This window comes from Acinetobacter sp. WCHAc060033 (assembly GCF_004209125.1).
GTDB lineage: Bacteria > Pseudomonadota > Gammaproteobacteria > Pseudomonadales > Moraxellaceae > Acinetobacter > Acinetobacter wuhouensis.
The window spans coordinates 1-19,789 of record NZ_SGSW01000029.1 but is presented as its reverse complement, the minus strand read 5'-3'; the positions used below and the strand labels follow the sequence as shown (position 1 = coordinate 19,789).

23 protein-coding genes are annotated in these 19,789 nt (G+C 35.9%); 13 read left to right on the top strand and 10 right to left on the bottom strand.

Annotated features, from left to right (window positions below; genetic code table 11):
* Window positions 1-241: 241 nt before the first annotated feature.
* Window positions 242-1,165: an aromatic amino acid DMT transporter YddG gene (gene yddG / locus EXE10_RS13500; protein WP_130113731.1), complete on the top strand. Its 924-nt coding sequence runs from the start codon at window positions 242-244 to the stop codon at window positions 1,163-1,165.
* Between the two features lie 41 nt (window positions 1,166-1,206).
* Here yddG and EXE10_RS13495 read toward each other — a convergent pair whose 3' ends face one another.
* The 3 genes from EXE10_RS13495 to EXE10_RS13485 all read right to left on the bottom strand — a co-directional run bounded on the left by EXE10_RS13495 (window position 1,207) and on the right by EXE10_RS13485 (window position 3,370).
* Window positions 1,207-2,094, bottom strand: a complete 888-nt coding sequence (locus EXE10_RS13495; RefSeq protein ID WP_130113714.1) for a DMT family transporter — start codon at window positions 2,092-2,094, stop codon at window positions 1,207-1,209.
* 104 nt (window positions 2,095-2,198) lie between these two features.
* Window positions 2,199-2,813 (bottom strand): lysozyme, encoded by a 615-nt coding sequence (locus tag EXE10_RS13490; RefSeq protein WP_130113713.1) that lies wholly within the window; start codon window positions 2,811-2,813, stop codon window positions 2,199-2,201.
* Between the two features lie 107 nt (window positions 2,814-2,920).
* The gene (locus tag EXE10_RS13485; protein ID WP_228256835.1) at window positions 2,921-3,370 is read right to left on the bottom strand and encodes a hypothetical protein; all 450 of its coding nucleotides are present in this window, start codon (window positions 3,368-3,370) and stop codon (window positions 2,921-2,923) included.
* 360 nt (window positions 3,371-3,730) lie between these two features.
* Between EXE10_RS13485 and EXE10_RS13480 the strand changes: the two genes are divergently transcribed.
* Both EXE10_RS13480 and EXE10_RS13475 read left to right on the top strand, forming a co-directional pair.
* On the top strand, window positions 3,731-4,195 hold the full coding sequence (locus EXE10_RS13480; protein WP_068975931.1) for a universal stress protein: 465 nt from the start codon (window positions 3,731-3,733) through the stop codon (window positions 4,193-4,195).
* Between the two features lie 32 nt (window positions 4,196-4,227).
* Window positions 4,228-4,671: a universal stress protein gene (locus EXE10_RS13475; RefSeq protein WP_130113712.1), complete on the top strand. Its 444-nt coding sequence runs from the start codon at window positions 4,228-4,230 to the stop codon at window positions 4,669-4,671.
* A 52-nt stretch (window positions 4,672-4,723) separates the two neighbouring features.
* On the opposite strand, the gene EXE10_RS13470 is transcribed toward EXE10_RS13475, so the two are convergent.
* A complete protein-coding gene (locus EXE10_RS13470) occupies window positions 4,724-4,957 on the bottom strand; it encodes a hypothetical protein (protein WP_068975929.1) in 234 nt (77 codons plus the stop codon).
* Window positions 4,958-5,485: 528 nt separating this feature from the next.
* Here EXE10_RS13470 and EXE10_RS13465 point away from each other — a divergent pair.
* Both EXE10_RS13465 and EXE10_RS13460 read left to right on the top strand, forming a co-directional pair.
* Window positions 5,486-5,959: a CinA family protein gene (locus tag EXE10_RS13465; protein ID WP_068975928.1), complete on the top strand. Its 474-nt coding sequence runs from the start codon at window positions 5,486-5,488 to the stop codon at window positions 5,957-5,959.
* 143 nt (window positions 5,960-6,102) lie between these two features.
* The gene (locus EXE10_RS13460) at window positions 6,103-6,579 is read left to right on the top strand and encodes a hypothetical protein (protein WP_130113711.1); all 477 of its coding nucleotides are present in this window, start codon (window positions 6,103-6,105) and stop codon (window positions 6,577-6,579) included.
* Between the two features lie 68 nt (window positions 6,580-6,647).
* Here the strand turns inward: EXE10_RS13460 and aroC are convergent, their stop codons facing one another.
* The 5 genes from aroC to EXE10_RS13435 all read right to left on the bottom strand — a co-directional run bounded on the left by aroC (window position 6,648) and on the right by EXE10_RS13435 (window position 10,436).
* Window positions 6,648-7,742 (bottom strand): chorismate synthase, encoded by a 1,095-nt coding sequence (gene aroC / locus EXE10_RS13455; protein ID WP_087551937.1) that lies wholly within the window; start codon window positions 7,740-7,742, stop codon window positions 6,648-6,650.
* A gap of 12 nt (window positions 7,743-7,754) precedes the next feature.
* Window positions 7,755-8,765 carry a 50S ribosomal protein L3 N(5)-glutamine methyltransferase gene (gene prmB, locus EXE10_RS13450; protein WP_130113710.1) on the bottom strand — a complete coding sequence of 337 codons (1,011 nt, stop codon included), beginning with the start codon at window positions 8,763-8,765 and terminating at the stop codon, window positions 7,755-7,757.
* A 111-nt stretch (window positions 8,766-8,876) separates the two neighbouring features.
* Window positions 8,877-9,260 carry a lysozyme inhibitor LprI family protein gene (locus EXE10_RS13445; protein WP_130113709.1) on the bottom strand — a complete coding sequence of 128 codons (384 nt, stop codon included), beginning with the start codon at window positions 9,258-9,260 and terminating at the stop codon, window positions 8,877-8,879.
* A gap of 162 nt (window positions 9,261-9,422) precedes the next feature.
* Complete coding sequence (locus tag EXE10_RS13440) at window positions 9,423-9,800, bottom strand: DUF4124 domain-containing protein (protein ID WP_416346107.1); 378 nt, start codon at window positions 9,798-9,800, stop codon at window positions 9,423-9,425.
* A gap of 252 nt (window positions 9,801-10,052) precedes the next feature.
* A complete protein-coding gene (locus EXE10_RS13435; protein WP_130113708.1) occupies window positions 10,053-10,436 on the bottom strand; it encodes a hypothetical protein in 384 nt (127 codons plus the stop codon).
* 164 nt (window positions 10,437-10,600) lie between these two features.
* On the opposite strand from EXE10_RS13435, the gene EXE10_RS13430 reads away from it, so the two are divergent.
* From EXE10_RS13430 to gcvH, 8 genes are all read left to right on the top strand, one after another.
* The gene (locus EXE10_RS13430; RefSeq protein WP_130113707.1) at window positions 10,601-10,906 is read left to right on the top strand and encodes a hypothetical protein; all 306 of its coding nucleotides are present in this window, start codon (window positions 10,601-10,603) and stop codon (window positions 10,904-10,906) included.
* Between the two features lie 159 nt (window positions 10,907-11,065).
* On the top strand, window positions 11,066-12,439 hold the full coding sequence (locus EXE10_RS13425; RefSeq protein ID WP_087551934.1) for an ABC1 kinase family protein: 1,374 nt from the start codon (window positions 11,066-11,068) through the stop codon (window positions 12,437-12,439).
* 244 nt (window positions 12,440-12,683) lie between these two features.
* Window positions 12,684-13,970, top strand: coding sequence for an acyl-CoA dehydrogenase family protein (locus tag EXE10_RS13420; protein WP_171478506.1), 1,287 nt, complete (start codon window positions 12,684-12,686; stop codon window positions 13,968-13,970).
* 31 nt (window positions 13,971-14,001) lie between these two features.
* Window positions 14,002-15,201 (top strand): acyl-CoA dehydrogenase family protein, encoded by a 1,200-nt coding sequence (locus EXE10_RS13415; RefSeq protein WP_130113705.1) that lies wholly within the window; start codon window positions 14,002-14,004, stop codon window positions 15,199-15,201.
* Between the two features lie 135 nt (window positions 15,202-15,336).
* The gene (locus EXE10_RS13410; protein WP_130113704.1) at window positions 15,337-15,822 is read left to right on the top strand and encodes a GNAT family N-acetyltransferase; all 486 of its coding nucleotides are present in this window, start codon (window positions 15,337-15,339) and stop codon (window positions 15,820-15,822) included.
* A gap of 275 nt (window positions 15,823-16,097) precedes the next feature.
* The gene (locus tag EXE10_RS13405; protein WP_130113703.1) at window positions 16,098-16,547 is read left to right on the top strand and encodes a MaoC family dehydratase; all 450 of its coding nucleotides are present in this window, start codon (window positions 16,098-16,100) and stop codon (window positions 16,545-16,547) included.
* 95 nt (window positions 16,548-16,642) lie between these two features.
* Window positions 16,643-17,674: a helix-turn-helix transcriptional regulator gene (locus EXE10_RS13400; RefSeq protein WP_130113702.1), complete on the top strand. Its 1,032-nt coding sequence runs from the start codon at window positions 16,643-16,645 to the stop codon at window positions 17,672-17,674.
* Between the two features lie 144 nt (window positions 17,675-17,818).
* Window positions 17,819-18,193 (top strand): glycine cleavage system protein GcvH, encoded by a 375-nt coding sequence (gene gcvH, locus EXE10_RS13395; protein ID WP_130113701.1) that lies wholly within the window; start codon window positions 17,819-17,821, stop codon window positions 18,191-18,193.
* A 78-nt stretch (window positions 18,194-18,271) separates the two neighbouring features.
* Here gcvH and EXE10_RS13390 read toward each other — a convergent pair whose 3' ends face one another.
* Entirely contained in the window at window positions 18,272-19,327 is a 1,056-nt protein-coding gene (locus tag EXE10_RS13390) for a 3-deoxy-7-phosphoheptulonate synthase (protein ID WP_068975914.1), read from the bottom strand.
* Window positions 19,328-19,789: the final 462 nt, after the last annotated feature.

Here is a 19,789-nt window from a genome sequence, read left to right as displayed (position 1 = left end):
CGTTAGTAATAATGGGCGCTATTATAGAATGATTCTGTAGAATTGATAATCTTTGTCGAATATTTAAATTTTTCACTTCAAAATATAACCATTTTTTATCGAATTTCTCATTTTCATTCGCTCTTTTTCATAGAATAAAATGCTTATTTGAAACACAATTTCAGCTATAATTACGCCTGAAATATCTCGCCCCCCTAAGTCAGTACTGCTCTTGTCCTAGAGCAAAGATACGCTTCGTATGATGTCAAAAAATCTTGCTACATTGATCGGCTTCAGTGCAATTTTGCAGTGGTCATCGATTGTAGGCTTATTGAAAAAAATCAGTTTCAGTATTGGTGCTGATCTTGCTGTTATGCTGATGTATACACTCAGTACCATCATTTTATTGGTTTTTTTTAAAATTCCAGATTTAAAACTTATTTCAAAGAAATATTTAATTTTTTCAACACTACTTTTTGTAGTGTATGAATTATGCTTCTCGTATGCGATTGCGCTTGCACAGACGGCACAGCAAGCAATTGAAGTCAGTCTAGTCAATTATCTTTGGCCAAGTTTAACAGTTGTCATGTTGATTTTATTTAAAGAAATTAAATTCAATGTCTTCGTTATTATCGGCTTAATGATTAGTTTAAGTGGAATTATCGTCATACAAACTGGACAAGGTGATCTGAGTTGGGGAAATATTCTTTCCAATGTTCAAGCCAATCCGATCACTTATATCTTAGCATTTCTAGGTGCGAGCTTATGGGCGCTGTATTGTGTTGTCACCAAAAAATATAGTGATGGACACAATCCGATCTCATTCTATTTTATTGCCATTTCATTATTGCTTTGGGTGAAGTATCTACTTAGCCACGAATTGAGTCTAAATGCGCTACCAGATTTTGATTTGATAACTCTGACTTATATGGCAATCGTATCATTGGCTGTTGCACTTGGCTATGCTGCATGGAATATTGGAATTATCAAAGGAAACATTACTATACTGGTGACGTTGTCTTATTTTAGTCCAGTCATTTCTACTGTTATTTCGATGTTTATTCTACAGACTACACTCTCAACTGAGTTTTGGTATGGCGTCATTTTGGTGACAATGGGTTCATTTGTTTGTTGGATTTCGACCAATTGGCAACTCCTTAAAAGCAAAATTTTGAAAAGTGCTTAATTATTCAAAATACGAATTTAGCAATAGTATTTATATTTTGATTAAGCCCAAATCACCAATATTGCTGCGATTACGACCAAAACTAAGCCAAGATGTTCTGTTTTAGCAAGTTTTTCTTTAAAGAAATACATTGAAATGAGTAAGCTGAATAGAATTTCAATCTGCCCTAAAGTTTTAACAATTGCGACGGATTGCATACTCATGGCTGTAAACCATCCAAGTGAAGCCAAGAAGCTACAGACACTTACTTTAAATGTCAGCCCTATTTTATTCCACATTGCTATTAATGTTTTCCGGCTAAATAAGATCAAATAAACCAACATGCCAATGCATTGAAATCCAATAATACTTAAAAGTACCCATGAAGCACGATGTATATAAGGCAAATTTGTTAATTCTAAACTCGCTTCACGAACCAATAATGATGTAATGGCAAAACACAATCCACTCCCCATTCCGATTGCTAAAGTAGAGAGTGAAATGGGTTCTTTATTTTTGCCTTTACTCAATAGAAATACAGCTAAGCCACCTAAACCAACACCGAACCATCCATAAGCTGTGAGGTGATCACTTAATAAAGTCGTGGCGATAATTGCAGCAAAAATCGCTTCACTTTTTGCTAGACCGACACCAATCGCGTAATTTTTTTGTTTAAATAGTTGTACCATTAGTGCCGTTGCAGCAATTTGGCTCAGTCCTGCAATGACAATATAAATCCAAAAATATGTTGTGAATTTAACCTGAGTTTGAATGGGTTGAAAATGATATAGCAATGAAATATATAAAATTGCGAAAGGAAAACCAAATATAAAACGCGCTAAAGTTACGCCGTAAACATCAACTGATTGACTGAGTTGTTTTTGAAATGCATTTCGCCAAGCCTGCATAAATGCAGCCATGAGCGTAAACAAAATCCAGATTGAAGTCATGATGGAAAGGTGTAACTTTAAAGTGCTTCAATATACACCTTGTAACTCGTCAAATCGAATCAATGTTTAATATTTTGATGATGTTAGCACTAGAAAGCAGTTGATTAACTTTTGGCTAAAAAAAACACCTTTTCTACAGCTCTGCGATTCACCAATCCCTGTACAGTCTGCCCACCTGCTTTCACCCAAACATCAAACTGATTACTCGCCCCTACATAATCCAAAGCATTTAATAACTTTAACAATGTCGAATTCCGAAATGCACCAATTCCAATGTTATAAGTCAGCGAAACCAATGCATCAAATTGATGCTGATTTAAAGGTACTTTAACTGCTGTACTAACAGCCTGCTCAAAACGTTTAAGATCATGTTGCATAAAGCTTTGGGCTTGTTCAATTGTACAAAGATCACCATATTGAACCGTTTTACCATTTGGGTAAATTGTTGTCCCATAACCAATCGTACAAACTCCAGTACCATCATCATAAGCTTGTAGTTCCAAACCCTCAAAACCACAAATCAGCGCAATCCCTTTAGGGCTGACATATTTAAAATGATGAGTTTCTGAATCTTGCGCAAAGCCTATATCTTCATTTGTACTATGATCAATAGCTACCGCTATATCATCTGAATGTTTAGATTTATTTTTCTTATTCTGTAATTCATGCAATGCCGTATTTGCGACAGTCGAAATTAATTTAGACCAAAATGATTTCATGGTACTTGCTCAAACAGATCAAAGTTGAATATTAATAGCAATAAATTGAATCCTGAATGATTCAATAAAGATAGTGTATTTTAGTTTCTTCAATGACGACCTAAAATTTAGCCAAATGGTATATCTACATCCTGTTCAAATATTTGCTCCTCTTCATTGATCATTAACCCTAAGCTCATCAACTTTTCCGCAAGAATATAATCAGGCTCAAAATACAGTGCTGTGGGTGTGAACATAAGCGGTACATTTCGATGTCCCAAGTAATAAGCCGCTCTCAAAAGATCGAAATTATTTTTAGACAAAACTTTCATTAATTGTTTCGGTTTGGCTTCTATAGCTAATTTTTTGTCGAGACGTCCAACCAATTTAAAAGAACTTGCACATAAATCATCTAGATATTGAAAAAATGCACCATGATTATGCTTGATATTTAAATCCGCACAAAGATAGTGCTTTCTACGAATGCCATGGATAGGCATTATTTCTTTAATCTTATTCAAGGCTTTAGTTTTGCTATTAATTTTTTTATATATTTTTATCTTTATCCATGCTTTCACACGACTTTATTCTTAAAAAATTGAAACGGAATGACAAAATCATTCACAGTAATCAATGAGATTAAAATAAAAAAGCATAGATCATGCCAATTCTTGATAATTTTATCATTTAGTGTAATTTTTAATGTTAGTGAAACGTATGTATGCGTTGTCTTTTCATTAAGAAAAAATATGAATATATAAAACTTCACAACGGAAAAAGAATACTTACAAAATAAAACCATGAAAAAATTATGTGTATTTCACAATATATTGAAATAAAACACTTTTAGTCAAATAAATGACAACTACTCTCAATTGCGAGAAAACTTACAATATGCTATCTATAGGATTATAACGAGATATAAAAGGAGAATATAAATGTCCTATCAACATATCCTTCTCGCAGTAGATGACTCTCCTATTTCTTACGCTGCAGTTGAACATGCAGAAAAACTGGCTCTTGCTCTAAACAGTAAAATTACTGTGATGAGTGTAATAGCGGTAGATCCTTTTAAAGGCGTAGATTTCTATAAAGTTGCACCAGCAGTGACGCAATACTTATTTGAAGCAGAGAAAAATGCACTTGGACGTCTAAAAGATATTCAAGAAACACTTATTCATCATGGCGTAAGCACTGTTGAAACGAAAGTTATTCGTGAGCTTCCACCTGCGACAGGAATCCTTGAAGCAGCTGATGAATTAGGTGCTGACATCATCATCATGGGTTCTCATGGTCGCACTGGCTTTAAAAAATTCTTCTTAGGAAGTGTTGCACAGGAAGTTCTGGCTATTAGTCCTCTTCCTGTATTGATTATTAAATCTGCTCAACATACAGATTCTTAAATTTTATTTAAATGATATAAAGGTATATGCACATGTCTTATCAAAATATTCTTGTTCCAGTAGATGGCTCTGATATTTCTTTCTCTGCACTAAAACATGCTGCTTCAATTGCAAAAGCACTGGGTAGTAAAGTCACTGCGATTAGTGTAGTTGCAGATGATCCTTTTGCTGCTGCTGATTTTTACTATTCTCCAGACATGTTAAAAGAATATATTAAAGAAGCAGTTAAAAGCGCTGAAGAAGCTTTAGAAAAAGCGAAAAAAATAGCAGAAGAAGCTGGTGTTCAAATCGAAACTCAAGTGGTTAGAAATGCTGTTTCTGCTGAAACTGTTACTCAAACTGCTGATTCACTTAAAACTGATTTAATTGTGATGGGTTCTCATGGTCGTAAAGGCTTCCAAAAATTCTTCCTCGGTAGCTTTGCACAAGATATCTTGGGACAAACTCAAATTCCAGTTTTAATTGTGAAACAATAAGTTAAAACTATAAAAAAACCTCCTTATCATTAAGGAGGTTTTTTATTCAAAATTAATGTGTTGCAATCACTTTGACTAAAATCGTTTGTGTCTCTTCAAAATCATCATAAATCTGTTTTCGGGTAAGTTCTTTTGATTTGACTTTAAATTCATGATTTTGGTAATGAATCACATTGGGAATTTGATCAAAATAATTTCCATCAGCTTCTATACTTTCTTCAAATAAAGGTGTGCCAAGCTGATATTCTTTGCTTTTAAGAACAACATATTTTACTGTCGTTTGCATGATTCGCACTCCATTTTCATATGCACTTTATTTTTATTTATATCACTTTTTTGCACGCTTCACAGTTAAAAATTCATAAATTCGCCTAGTTATTCTTCATTTAAGCTTAGAAAAAGAAAATCCACTCTTTTGGAGTGGATTTGCTGATTGTAAATTTTATTATTTTCAATTCTTTATTGTTTTGAAGCTATCTTTTATCAATTATTGTTACTTTTGAGCTTTATTCTTATCAGTATTTGTTCTTTGTGATTTGATTATGGCAAATGAACATGACAGTAATATTTCAAGTTTCAGCTTTTTTTAAAATTTAAACACACACATCGCTTAAAAATAACTTTTATTGATTTTAAACCTGATTAAATACTCTTTATATGATTGAATTAACAATACTTTGTCAGTTCGTTGATAAAGATCATTGAACTGATGATTTATCATTTTGCTAAAATAACATTTCGTAGTAAATACTTCTATTTTATGCATAAATAAAGTATAACTTGTTGAATATTGGAATTTTAATAGTGTTTTATCATGATTCGTCAGTGTTGTGATCAGCTCGAAAAATTAGGCTTAAAAATAGCTTTTATTGAAAGTGCCAGTTCTGGCTATTTGAGTAGCCAGTTTTCAATTTATAAGAGAAGTGGCGCTGATATTTTGCTGGGTGGTTTGGTTAGTTACGACCCTTCTATTAAAATATCAATCCTAAAAATAGATGCTCAACTGATTGAAAAATATACGGCTGAATCTACTGAAGTGACTCAAGCCATGGCAATTCAAGGAAAACAATTATTTACCCAAGCGGATTTAGTTATCAGTTGTACTGGGCTACTCAAGCCTGGTGGTAGTGCTACAATAGAAAAACCTGAAGGAACTTTTTTTATTTCAATCTATTATCAAAATAAGCTCAATAACTTTAAATATTTGCTGAATGGAGATTCTCTTTCTCGTTTAAATCAATTGACCACTTTTGTTGCTTCAGAAATGATCAATATTTTAAATAAATAAGCAGTTATTTGATTTAAATCATCAATATATACAAATCTCCTACCTCAAAGTCGATATATCTCATTCACTTTTTAACAAAAAAAAGGTACATTTTAAAACACGTTATAAACAAGTAAATAACATTAATGATTACAGGAAGCGTTATGAAACTTCAATTGGCTTTAATTTCTTCTCTGACTTGTCTAGCTTTGGTCGGTTGTGCAGGCTCTTATCCTGAACGTGTTGTGACTAAAGGACCATTAATTTGTGAAGCAAATGAAGTCTGCCCTGAACTATCTATGCGTTGGAAAGATGAAGTGCGTGATGGTTTTAAAATTACTGCTGAAATTAATAATCCAACAAAATATGATATTAAACAATTCGTTTTCTTAGTCGATGGCCAAGCCTATACCTATTCAACTTTAGACTCATCTAAGTTCGAAAATCAAGTTTCATCGAATTCTATCTTAGTTCCTGTGAGCTTCTTAAATTCTTTCCGTAGCGGTAAAGAAATTTCACTTAAACTGGTAACTGATCAAGGTGATGTTGAGCGTTCAATTTTAAAAGCTGATGGTCAAAAATCGTCTGCTTATTTAACTTTCTTGAAAGGTTATACAGGTCAAGTTCCTACTGCTCAATAATGAGCATTTCAATAAAATAGAATGCATAAAAAACCAGACTCAGCGTCTGGTTTTTTATTTAAAACAAATTATTTTGGTTCAATCGGTGCAAATGGTGCAACGACATCAGCATTCTGCGCACGATGGCGCATAAAGTGATCCATTAATACAATTGCCAACATTGCTTCAGCAATCGGCGTCGCACGAACACCCACACATGGATCATGACGACCTTTGGTTAAAACATCGGTATCTTCACGATCAATATTGATAGTTTTACCAGGTGTGGTAATACTTGCCGTTGGCTTAAGTGCAATCGCAACACGAATAGTTTGACCGCTTGAAATACCGCCTAAAATACCACCTGCATGATTGGCAAGGAATCCATCTGTGCTGAGTTCGTCACGAGTTTCATGCCCAAACTGCCCTGCAACTGCAAAACCATCACCGATTTCAACGCCTTTTACTGCATTAATTCCCATCATGGCATGGGCAATATCTGCATCTAGACGATCAAATACAGGTTCACCCCAACCTACTGGTACTTTTTCAGCAAGAATTTCGAGTTTTGCGCCACAGCTTGTACCTTGTTCACGTAAAGAAGTCACTAAAGCTTCAAAACGTGGTACAGCATCCACATCGCCACAGAAGAATGGATTATTCGAAACTTCATTCCAATCCAATTTTTCAGCAACTTCTGTCCCGATTTGCGTCACATGACCACGAATCACGATACCAAATTTTTCAGCAAGGAATTTTTTCGCAATCGCACCTGCAGCAACACGCATCGCAGTTTCACGCGCGCTTGAGCGACCACCACCACGGTAGTCACGGAAACCATACTTTTGCGTATAGGTATAATCTGCATGACCAGGGCGGAAAGTTTGTGCAATATTGCCATAATCTTTTGATTTTTGGTCTGTATTGCGGATCAATAGACCAATCGGTGTCCCTGTAGTTTTGCCTTCAAAAACACCTGAAATGATTTCAACTTCATCAGGTTCTTTACGTTGTGTAGCAAACTTTGAAGTTCCTGGTTTACGACGATCTAAATCTTTTTGCAAATCTTCAGCACAAAGCTCAAGACCTGGCGGTACACCATCAACGATTGCCATTAAGCCTACGCCGTGAGATTCACCACAAGTCGTTACACGGAAGAGTTGTCCTATACTATTACCTGCCATGCTCACGACTCCTTAAGCTTGAATAGACTGAATAAATAAATCACGGAATGTACGACATTGTTCAGCAGTGAGGGCAAAAATACCAGTACCACCTTTTTGGAACTGCAACCAATAAAAATCAATGGTGTTAAAGTTTTGTTTCATTGCCCATTCAGAATTACCGACTTCAATGACGATCAAACCATCTTCTGTTAAGTAATCAGGTGCTTGCGCTAACATTTTACGGACGAGATCCAAACCATCTTGACCTGCTGCAAGTGCAAGCTCTGGCTCATGATGAAATTCATCTGGAAGATCCGCCATGTCTTCTGCATCCACATACGGTGGGTTTGAAACAATCAAATCATATTGATTTTCAGCAGGAATTTTAGCAAACAAATCAGACTCAAGTAACGCAACTTGATATTGTTTGTCATGGTGTTCAGTATTGATTGAAGCCACTTCTAAAGCTTCTTTTGAAATATCTGTCGCATCCACTTCTGAGTCTGGGAATGCATAAGCCAAAGCAATCGCAATACATCCAGAACCTGTGCACATATCTAAAATACGCTGTGGTGTTTTTGGATTGGCATTTTCAGGTAGATTGTTTACGCCTTCACGTGCTTGACCATTTTCATCTAAGCAATAAGGCGCAAAACGATTTTCAATTAATTCCGCAATCGGTGAACGTGGAATTAATACGCGCTCATCGACATAAAATGGTTTACCAAAGAAATAAGCCAAGTTTAATAAATACGATGTTGGAACACGTTCATTGATTCGACGTTCTAAAAGGCTTAAAAATTCAGCTTTTTCACTCGGTAATAATTTAGCATCTAAAATTTCATTGTCTGCATTCCAGTCCAAAGACATAGTTTGTAGAACGAGTGCTGAACTTTCAGCAAAATAATCTTCTGTACCTTGACCTAAATGTGCATCGTATTGACGTAAAGCTGTAACCCCAAATCGAATAAAATCGCGAATTGTAACAAGGTTTTCAGCAGCTTCCTGTAAATGTTCAGGGCTAATAGTCGGTCGATCCACTTAAGGTTTCTCCAAGGTCATAATTTAAAACGCCTTATGATACCTTGTTTTGCATGACATTTATAAGCATTTACTACAATTTAAATGCAATTCATTTTTAGACAATCATCATCATAAACGATAAGTCAGTTTCTCTAGCATATTTGCACGGGTTACCGTTTGTTTTAACGCGCAATTATAGTATTTCATCGCATAAGTATCAGATGCTGATTTTTGACTTTTGCCACATTGTTCACTGCGCATTTTAAGCCATGTTTTTTGATATTTTTTTTGTAGTTTCTTTTCTTTACTCGTATATAAATCTAAGGTCTTTTTAAACAATGATTTCATACGATCATCTTGATCATTAAATTCAGATTTCATACAACGGGTAATAGAACTTGTACTATTTCCTGCCGAATTCATACAACTAATATAATCTGAACTATAGCCGATTGCTTTTGCTTGTATTGGTAATAATAAAGCGAGAGCGATTCCCCAATATTTCATTTGCATCAAAATTCCCCAATTAAAAATCATTCTTCTAATTTAAAAATAATCTTTCTGAGTTTAAAAGATTTCAAATAAAATTCAATTGATAGGCTTCATTGATCATCACTTTTACAATTTATTTACACATTCAAATGATAGTCAGGCTCTAAATTTCGATCAAATGTGCTAATCAGAGCCACTATTTTCGCTAATTGAAGTAACTTTACCATTTTTGAATGTGATATAGCCTAAATCAGTATAATACCAAAGCTCATCCTTGCCTCTTGAAGTGGTATATGCGCTTTTACGATTTGGGGCTCCCCAATATGTAGCTTTGATAATTTGATCTCCAGTCATTCCTATTTGAGGATCTCGCGCTGCTTTCCAAAGTTTATATTTTTGAGTATCTGTTAAATAAGCCAAAGCCTGCTGAGGAACATTTAATTTTGTTTTTACTGAGTTTGGACAAGGTTTACCTTGATAGACTGTTTGCCCTTTATAGGTGCAGGTATATACGTCAGCAATAGCACTTTGCATACATAATAGAAGCGTGAATAGCCCCAAAAAAAATTTCAAGAAGCACCTGTATTTTTAGATTTATTGTTTCATTATTATTGTATATTTTTAGCACAAATCAAGCGAAATATTGATCAAGTTAATCAAAATTAAAAGCCTATACAGTCTGCTTACAGATTCGAATAAAATATTACTCGAACCTCAGATTGAATCACATAAGTCGTTATTGATTTAAAAACAAAGGATCAAAATTTAATTAAATATCAATATGATAAATGAACTTAGCTCTCAAATACTTCCCTATTTCCAACAAATATCAATTTTTTGATTGGTCGTTTTAACACAATCATAGACAGTTGAGTCCCATTGTTGATCAGAAATAATTTTTTGGCTATTTCCATCTCTTAAATAGCTTTTAGCATTCAATGTTGCCCCCTGATTAATTTGAATATGGGCTTTTGAACAAACGCCATCATCCAATTCATTTTGGCAACTTTCATATTGAATTTGATAGATTTTATCTTGGAATTGTAAATTTACTTGTCGAGCACCAGCGACAAAGCCCTCATCTATTTCACAACTTTGAATATTTGCCTTAGTCTGCCCAAGAAAACAACGATCAGCATTCACCTGAGTCGTTAAAATAGAACTTATGATCAGTATATATTTAAATTTTGCCATCATTTCCCTATTCCTTAGGTCTTTAAAATGAAAAATGACGCAAAAGACTAACAAAAAATCATCTTACTTACGAACTTAAATACAATTTTTAAACTTATCTCTTGATTTCTTAAAGTTTTGTTCCCATATAATTTTGAATACTTTCCATTAAAGTAGTTTCAAATCTTATGAGTTATAAACACAATAACCTTATGGCAATGCGCCAATCTTGGTGGGAAGATGAATCTTCTGCTTCTGTTCAAAGTGAAAAACGTTATTTACAAACAATCTTAACTGAGCAAGGTGTTTTTGAAGCACCAAGCATTGATGATGTAAAATATTTTTTCTTTAGTTTACCGAGCATTATCATTGTAAAAGGTTATGCCCTTGGTTTCACCGATCCAAGTATTAAAGAATTGATCCAAAGCCATATTGAGTCAAATAAGCAGTTATTGATACAAAAACATGAGATTAAAATTCAATTTAGAATGTAGTTTTTCCAATCGGATCAGTTGATTGTTATACCTTTTCAAACTTAAAGTACAAAATTACCATTCCATTCAGCGAATTGAGCTATTTAAATAGCACCATAACATGTAATATTCTTTACAGTTCCTTCACTTTTCGAATCGCTTATAAAGGATTTCATCTTCATGTCTGATCAGAACGAAAAGCTCAAACAGTTAAAAACCTCTTCTATGGATCGTCGATTATCCATTGCGAAAGCATCATTATTAGCAGGTACGCGCTGGGCAGCTTCAAGTGCAAGTTCAATCTTTTCAAGTGAAGAGGAAAAAGAAAAAAAGCGTAAACAAGCGATGAAAGAACAAGCCAATTATCTTGTTCAAGAAATCGGAAAACTGAAAGGCTCTATCGTTAAAATTGGTCAAATGATGGCACTTTATGGTGAGCATTTTTTACCAGAAGAAATCACTCAAGCCCTAAATACGTTAAATAATCAAACGGTTGCTTTGGCTTGGCCTGCAATTAAAGAACAATTAACACGCCAATTGGGTTCTAAACTGGATGATTTAACCATTGATCATGAACCAATCGGTACAGCTTCTCTTGCTCAAGTTCATCGTGCGACACGTAAGTCAGATGGTTTAGAACTGGTTTTAAAAGTTCAATATCCTGGTGTCGCGGATGCGATTGACTCAGATATGAGTTTATTTAAAAACATGCTTAAGCTCACCCGCATGGTTCCGCAAACACGTGAGTTTGACCAATGGTTTGATGAAGTCCGCGAAATGATGCATCGTGAGGTGAATTATCGTGTTGAAGCTGCAACCACCCGTCGTTTCGCTGAAAGATTAAAAAACGATGCGCGTTATGGTGTGCCACAAATTATTGATGACTATTGTACAGACCAAGTGTTATGTATGACTTTCGAACGTGGCGTGCCGATCAATAGCCCCGTGATGCTGTCTCTCCCTCAAGAACGTCGTAATCAGTTAGGAGAAGCTTCACTTGAAATTGCTGTTCGTGAGTTGTTTGAATGGGGTGAGATGCAAACTGACCCGAACTTTGGTAATTACTTGGTTCGTTTAGGCAATGGTGACGACATTCAAGATAAAATTATTTTGTTAGACTTCGGTGCAATCCGTCAGTTTGATCATCAATTATTGACTGTGGCTTGCAACTTGATCAAAGCTGGCTACAACCATGACGCTGAAGCAATGGTTCACTCAATGTCTGGCTATGAATTTTTTGATGGCATGCCACTCAGTATCAAACCAGATATGGCAAAAGTATTTTTACTCGCAACAGAAGCATTTAGTACACCTTTAAACAATCCAGACCTCCCAGCGGGTGTGATGGATGATCATAATCGCTATGACTGGAAAAAGAGCCAATTACATAGTCGTGTGATGCAACGTGCGTCTAAATCAATGGCTTCACGTTATTTCAGTGTTCCACCTAAAGAATTTATGTTTATTAGTCGTAAATTCATTGGTGCTTATACATTTATGACCGTGATTGAAGCAAAAACCAATGTTCGTAAAATGATTACGCCATTTGTTTAATGGCTTGAATAGCGACTGACTTTAATTTCTCAAAATGTCAACTTTACCAATACCCAACATTTGTTGGGTATTTTTATATATAAATAATTATTGAATTACAAATAGTTAAATACATAATTAAAACATTAACAACCATTCATCAAAGGTCAACCACTTTGTCAGCTTTGACATAGTTTTTTCAATATTTGCATGTCAGGATGTTGCCATACCAACATCAAAAACAAGGTACTGTGGAATGTCCAATATGGTAAACAAAGCTCAGGGCTTGGGCTTAAATCTAATTACAAAAATTGCTGGAAGTGACTTACTTGATCAATTCAAATTACGTAAGTTTATTGAAAAATCACTTTATCAAGGTTCAAAAGCAGGTTTTAAAACGCTCAGTGCGACACAAAAAGCGTTTAAATCGGATTCAAATGTCACTAAACAACGTTTACCAAACCAACAAAAATCATTATTTGATCTGAGTTTAACTGAAGAACAGCAAATGACTGTGGATGCCATGGATCAATTTGCAGCTGAAGTACTTTATCCTTTGGCGCATCAAGCAGATCATGATGAAAAGTTTCCTGCAGAACTTTGGCAACATAGTATTGATCTAGGGCTTAATTACTATGCCCTACCAGAAGCTTTGGGTGGTGTTGCATCTGAAAAGAATATTGTCAGTAATATTCTGATCGCTGAACGTTTAGCCAAAGGTGATTTCTCTTTGGCAGCAGGTTTGCTTTCAACATTTAGTGTGATCAATGCACTTACACAATGGGGTTCGGAAACAGTACAAGCAACTTATTTGCCCGCCTTTGCCAATGATGCAGAAATTCAAGCAACTTTTGCAGTACAAGAAGCAACGCCTGCATTTAATCCAATGTTATTGAAAACTAAAGCAACTTCATCTAATGGTGCTTTCAGCATTTCAGGTGAAAAAACTTTAGTATTATTAGGCGAAACTGCAGATCTTTTCCTTGTTAGTGCTGACTTCAACGGCAAGCCTGAAGTTTTTGTGGTGAATCGTGACCACACTATTACTGTTAAAAAATCTCCAGCAATGGGTTTAAAAGCCACTGAAACAGTGACCTTAAAATTTGAAAATACCCCTGCTCAACGCTTAGGTGATGAAGACTTTAACTATAGCTATTTCCTTGATTTAGGAAATTTGATGTGGTGTGCAATGGCAGTCGGTACTGCTGAAGCAGTGAAAGAATACAGCATCAAATATGCCAATGAACGTACAGCATTTGGTGAGCCTATTTCACATCGTCAAAGTGTTGCCTTCATGATCGCTGATATGGCGATCGAAATTGATGCGATGCGTATGTTGATTTTAAATGCTGCAAGCCTTGCAGAATCTGGTTTACCTTTCCATCGTGAAGCGTATTTAGCGCGTCTGCTTTGTGCAGAAAAATCAATGAAAATTGGTACTGATGGTGTGCAAATCTTGGGTGGACACGGCTTTACCAAAGAACACCCTGCTGAACGTTGGTATCGTGACTTACGCTCAACAGCAATATTACATTCAGGCTTACATGCTTAATTAAAAATATAAAGATTACAGGATATAGATCATGAATTTACAAAATCCGAAAAAATTCAAAATGCTTGTAGATCAAGCGCATGAAACTGCACTGAATGTACTACGCCCGATTTCACGTAAATACGACAAGGCGGAACATGCCTATCCAAAAGAATTGGACATGCTTGCTTCATTGCTTGATGGCATGAATGATGGTGGTGATGGTTTGAATGCAGGCGCTGCGATTAATAAACGTGGCGATAAAGATGCCAGTAATAAAAATGGTACCAATATGTCCACAGCTTTGGGCATCATTGAAATGTGTTATGGCGACACTGGTTTACTACTTTCTATGCCACGCCAAGGTTTAGGAAACTCTGCAATTGCTGCAGTTGCCAATGACGAACAGCTAGAACGCTTTAAAGGCACTTGGGCTGCAATGGCGATCACTGAACCAGGTTGTGGTTCGGATTCAGCTGCGATTCGTACTACAGCAACAAAAGATGGGGATGACTATATTCTCAATGGTGAGAAAATTTTCGTCACCTCTGGTGAACGTGCTGACTCTGTTGTGGTTTGGGCGACTTTAGACAAAAAACTTGGTCGTGCTGCAATTAAGTCTTTTGTTGTACCTAAAGGTACACCAGGCATGAAAGTTGAGCGCCTTGAACATAAGTTAGGTATCAAAGCTTCTGATACTGCTGCAATCAGTTTTATTGACTGTCGTGTACCTCCTGCAAACTTACTTGGAAATGAGGAAATTGATGTTGCCAAAGGCTTCGCTGGTGTGATGGAAACTTTTGATAATACTCGTCCATTGGTTGCTGCAATGGCTGTTGGTTGTGCCAAAGCATCGCTAGAGCGTATCAAAGAAATCTTTAAAGACCAGCTTGATCCAAACTATGCAACGCCTTATTTACAAACTTCAAATTTAGCCGCACAGATTTACCGTATGGAAGCTGAATGGGAAGCAGCGCGTTTATTGACGATTAAAGCAACATGGATGGCTGACAATAAAAAGCCAAACTCGCGTGAAGCTTCGATTGCCAAAGCCAAAGCGGGTCGTATTTGTAATGAAATCACCCTAAAATGTGTCGAACTGGCGGCAAGTGTTGGTTATAACGAAGAAGAATTGTTAGAAAAATGGGCACGTGATTCAAAAATTCTCGATATTTTTGAAGGTACACAACAGATTCAACAACTGATTATTGCACGCCGTGAACTGGGGAAATCTTCTAGTGAATTGAAATAAGATTTAACTTGATTTTCAATATAAGACCAGTAAATGCTTTATATTGATAAAATTTTAAGCAGTTAAATTTTAAGCACAACACAAGCGATGAGTTTTTTGATATAAAAATTCATCGCTTTTTTATTTTCATTATTTATGTATTCAATTCGTCCCATACAACAGCAAGACAATGCAGCAATTGCACAAGTCATTCGTGAGGTTTCTCAAGAATTTGGACTCGCACCAGAGTCTGGCTTCGCCGTGGCAGATCTAATTTTGGATGATCTCTATCAAGTTTATTCTCAAGAAAATGCACAATATTGGGTAATTGAAGATCACAAAGGTCGTGTTGTTGGTGGTGGTGGCTTATCTCCACTCAAAGGTGATACTTCAATTGTTGAAATTCAGAAAATGTATTTCTTATCAGAACTACGTGGTTTAGGCTTTGCTAAAAAAATTCTAGACAATGCTTTTGAATTTGCAAAGCAAAATGGTTTTAGCGCATGTTATTTAGAAACCACCAAAGACCTTTGGCAAGCGGTCAAACTCTATGAAAAACTGGATTTTGAGCATTTGGCTCAACCTAAAGGTGATACAGGTCATAGCCATGCATGTGAAATTTGGATGCTTAAAACACTTTAATCCGCACATTTGAAAATATCCGTCATATTTTCCAAAATGAACTTTGGTCGTATTTTCATTAGATTCAAGAATTTTCAAAATGCGATGTGATTAAAAGATTTGTGGAATGATATTGTCCAACACTTGGATAATGATTCACTTAAAAAAATAATGTATATGGTGGCAATACAGTCATTGAAATTGCATAACGACGATCTAAAATATTCAGATCATTTGTTTCATGCTTACAAAGTCATCATGTTTAGATATTGTATGTAAAAGGAAATGTATAAAAGATGTTGTATTTAGAAGATTTAAATGTTGGTGATCATTTTCAAAGTCGTGAATATGAAATGACTTTAGAAGAAGTTTTAGAGTTTGCTGGTAAATACGACCCCCAAGTTTTTCATACAGATCCTGAAAAAGCCAAAGACCATCCTATTTTCCAAGGTTTAGCTGCTAGTGGTTGGCATACATCTGCTGTTACGATGCGTCTTTGGACAGAGTGCTTCCCTGTCGCTTATGGTTTAATTGGCTCTGAATCAAGTTTAAGGTGGCCAAAACCGACACGCGTTGGCGATAAAATTCATGTCGATGTTGAAATTGTTTCAATCACGCCATCGAGAACAAAAAACGATCGTGCTATTGTCGCGTATGTCACTCAAGCGAAAAATCAATTTGATGATGTATTGCTTATTTCTACCACTAAAATTGTGGTTTTTAAACGTAATTTTGATGCATATTAATCCTTAATTTGTCTTACAATATTTAAGGTTTTTTCCATATTTCATGACAATATGATTAAAGAAATAGAAACAATCTTGAGCGCAATGGAAAGCACATGAAAACAGTCTCAGCTCGCCAAGATCAGGGAATTCCTGGTGTATATGGACTTTTATTATTAGATATCGTCTCTCGTTGGGGCTATAGTGCAGAGAGCCTTTTCGCTCCGTTTAATTTTACCAGCGAACAACTTGCAGAGCCTGAATGTCGAATTCCGACACCTATTGCCAATGAATTGGTCAAGCATGCATTAAAGCTGACAGGTGAAAGTACCCTTGGTTTCCATTTAGGGACTCAAATGCGTATTTCAATTCATGGTTTCATTGGCTATGCAATTATGACTGCCAATGACATTACTGATGCTTTGGTTTTGGCAAACCGTTTTATTCAGTTACGTATGCCTTTTTTGCAATTGTATTTCTCAACTTTTGGTGAAAAAGCAACTTTACAACTACAATGTGATATTGAAATTGAACCTTTACGCACAGAAATTGTGATGGGGCTGACCTTTGGTATCATGACCATGGCAAAGGCGCTCACTGGCATTGATGATTTAAAAGGCGATATTGACTTCGATTTTCCGAAGCCAGATGGTTTCGATACTTACATCGAAAAACTTTCGCCTTTATATAATATGCGTTTTGAACAGCCACATTTGATTGCAAGTTTTGATAAATCCTATCTCGGCTTAAAAATGGTCAATGCTGACCCAATCGCCAGTCAAATTGCAATCAATCAATGTGAAGCAGAACTTTCGGCATTGGGGGAGCGCCGTCGTCTCGCTATGCGCGTACGCGATATTTTGACCCATTCTGAACAGCATTATTTGAGTATTGAAAATGTTGCTGATCGCTTGCACATGTCAGATCGAACTTTGAAACGTCAATTGGCTGCGGAACGTACATCGTTCTCAACCCTTGTCGATGAAGTTCGTTACCGTCATGCGACCTCTTTGCTTTCTCGAACGGATTACACCTTAGAGCAGATTGCGGATGAACTTGGCTATAGTGATGTTGCTAATTTCAGCCGTGCATTTAAGCGTTGGAGTGGTCGTAGCCCGAGTAGTTGGCGCAAAGATCCTTATTTATAAGGGGCAAATCATAGAGAATCTTTTCCTGATTCGATGATCTTATTGGATTCTATGAATAAGATTATCAATATCTTTGCCTTTTGTTTTAATGTAAAAACCTGTATAACGCTTAACAAAAATAAATGGATTAATTGAGGAGTCATTATGAATCATCCTTCAGATTTGAAGTATGCAAGTACACATGAGTGGGTAAAAATTGAAGGTGATCTGGTGATTACTGGTATTTCTGATCATGCTCAAGATGCTTTAGGTGATTTAGTTTATGTTGAAGCACCAGAAGTCGGAAGCCAAGTTGTTGCAGGCGCACAAGCAGGTGTAGTTGAGTCTGTAAAAACAGCATCTGATATTCATGCACCTGTATCTGGTGAAGTGGTTGAAGTGAATACTGCACTTGAAGATGACCCAGATTTTGTCAATGATGACCCATATGGCAAGGGTTGGATTTATAAAATCAAACCTAACAATATTGCGGATGTTGAAAAGTTATTGAGCAATAGCGAATACGAAGCAGGTCTTTAAGACTCAGGTTATTCGTAAATGTTCGCAATAAAAAAGATCAGAATTATTCTGATCTTTTTTTGTTCCAATTTTCAATTATTAAGCTGTTTCCAACAAAACTTTCGCAGATAATTGCTCTGCGACATCTAACAATAATTTTTCAGTTTTATCCCAACCTAGACAACCATCAGTCACAGACTGACCATAAGTCATATCACAAGAAATCTTTTGATTGCCATCGACCAAATGACTTTCTAACATCACACCACGGACTTGAGTTAAATGACGTTCTTGAATAATTTGTTGTAGTACCAACGGTTGTTTGAGTGGGTCTTTATGGCTATTGCCATGACTACAATCAATCACCAAAGCAGGTAACTTTCCTTGATGTTTATTGCGAATATGTTGGATCGACACTGCATCATAATTCGTTCCCGTATTTGAACCACGTAGGATGATGTGCGCCAATGGATTACCCAGGCTCTGTAATATACTTGGCGTGCCTTTTTGGCTCATGCCTAAAAATTGATGAGGATGGCTTGCCGACTGAATTGCATCTAAAGCGATTTGAATTGAACCATCTGTACCATTCTTGAAGCCAATACTGTATGGCATATGGCTTGAAATTTCACGATGGATTTGTGATTCACTGGTACGTGCACCAATCGCACCCCAAGCCAATAAATCATCAAAGTAACCTGTTGCCATCGGGCTTAAAATCTCACTTGCAATTGGCAAGCCCATTTCAATAATATCGAGATATAGCTGACGTGATTTTTCTAATCCGAGTTGCATATCAGCAGAACCATCTAAATGAGGGTCATATAAAAAGCCTTTCCAACCTACTGTTGTACGTGGTTTTTCAATATAAGTACGCATCACTATGAAGATTTGATCTGCAACTTTTTCTTGAAGTTTTTTGAGTTTTGAAGCGTATTCAAGTGCTGATTTTTCATCATGGATTGAACATGGTCCTGTGATGACCATTAAACGAGAATCCGTACCATTTAAAATATTTTGGATCGTTTGGCGTTGTTCTGCTATTTGCAATGCATAGTGTTGTTCTAATGGAAATTTTTCTTTTAATTGTGCAGGCAAACTAAGTTCAGTTTCTGTCGTTTGATTTTGTTGTAAAGCAATATTTAAAGCATTCATGATGTATTCCTTTGGACTCTTATTCAGTCCGAGCTTTTATTTGAGCGTCTGTGATCGTTTCGAATGGCGTATTAAAGTTTGCATTTGACTAAAATAAGACCAATAAAAGTTGCTAAAGTACACATCGTTAAATTTCATCATGATATTCTCCAAATTTTAAAACATATTTATTCAAGCTAAATTTTGACACATAGGCATAAAAAAACCTGATCAGGGTTGCCGATCAGGTATTAACTTGGTGGGCAACCATTTTTCAGTGCCCGAACGACTTCAGGCAATTATCTAAAGTATTGCCAGAAATAATAAGAAGTAGCGATAACAGGTTGCTTTAACATCTTTATGTCGTTCATAAAAAACTGTATTGTATTTAAAATACTCGTAGTACATCGAATTTACAAGTGTTTTTTAGATTATTTTCAAAACTTTCTGACCTAAATAAACACGGGGTTAAAGAAGCCTTAT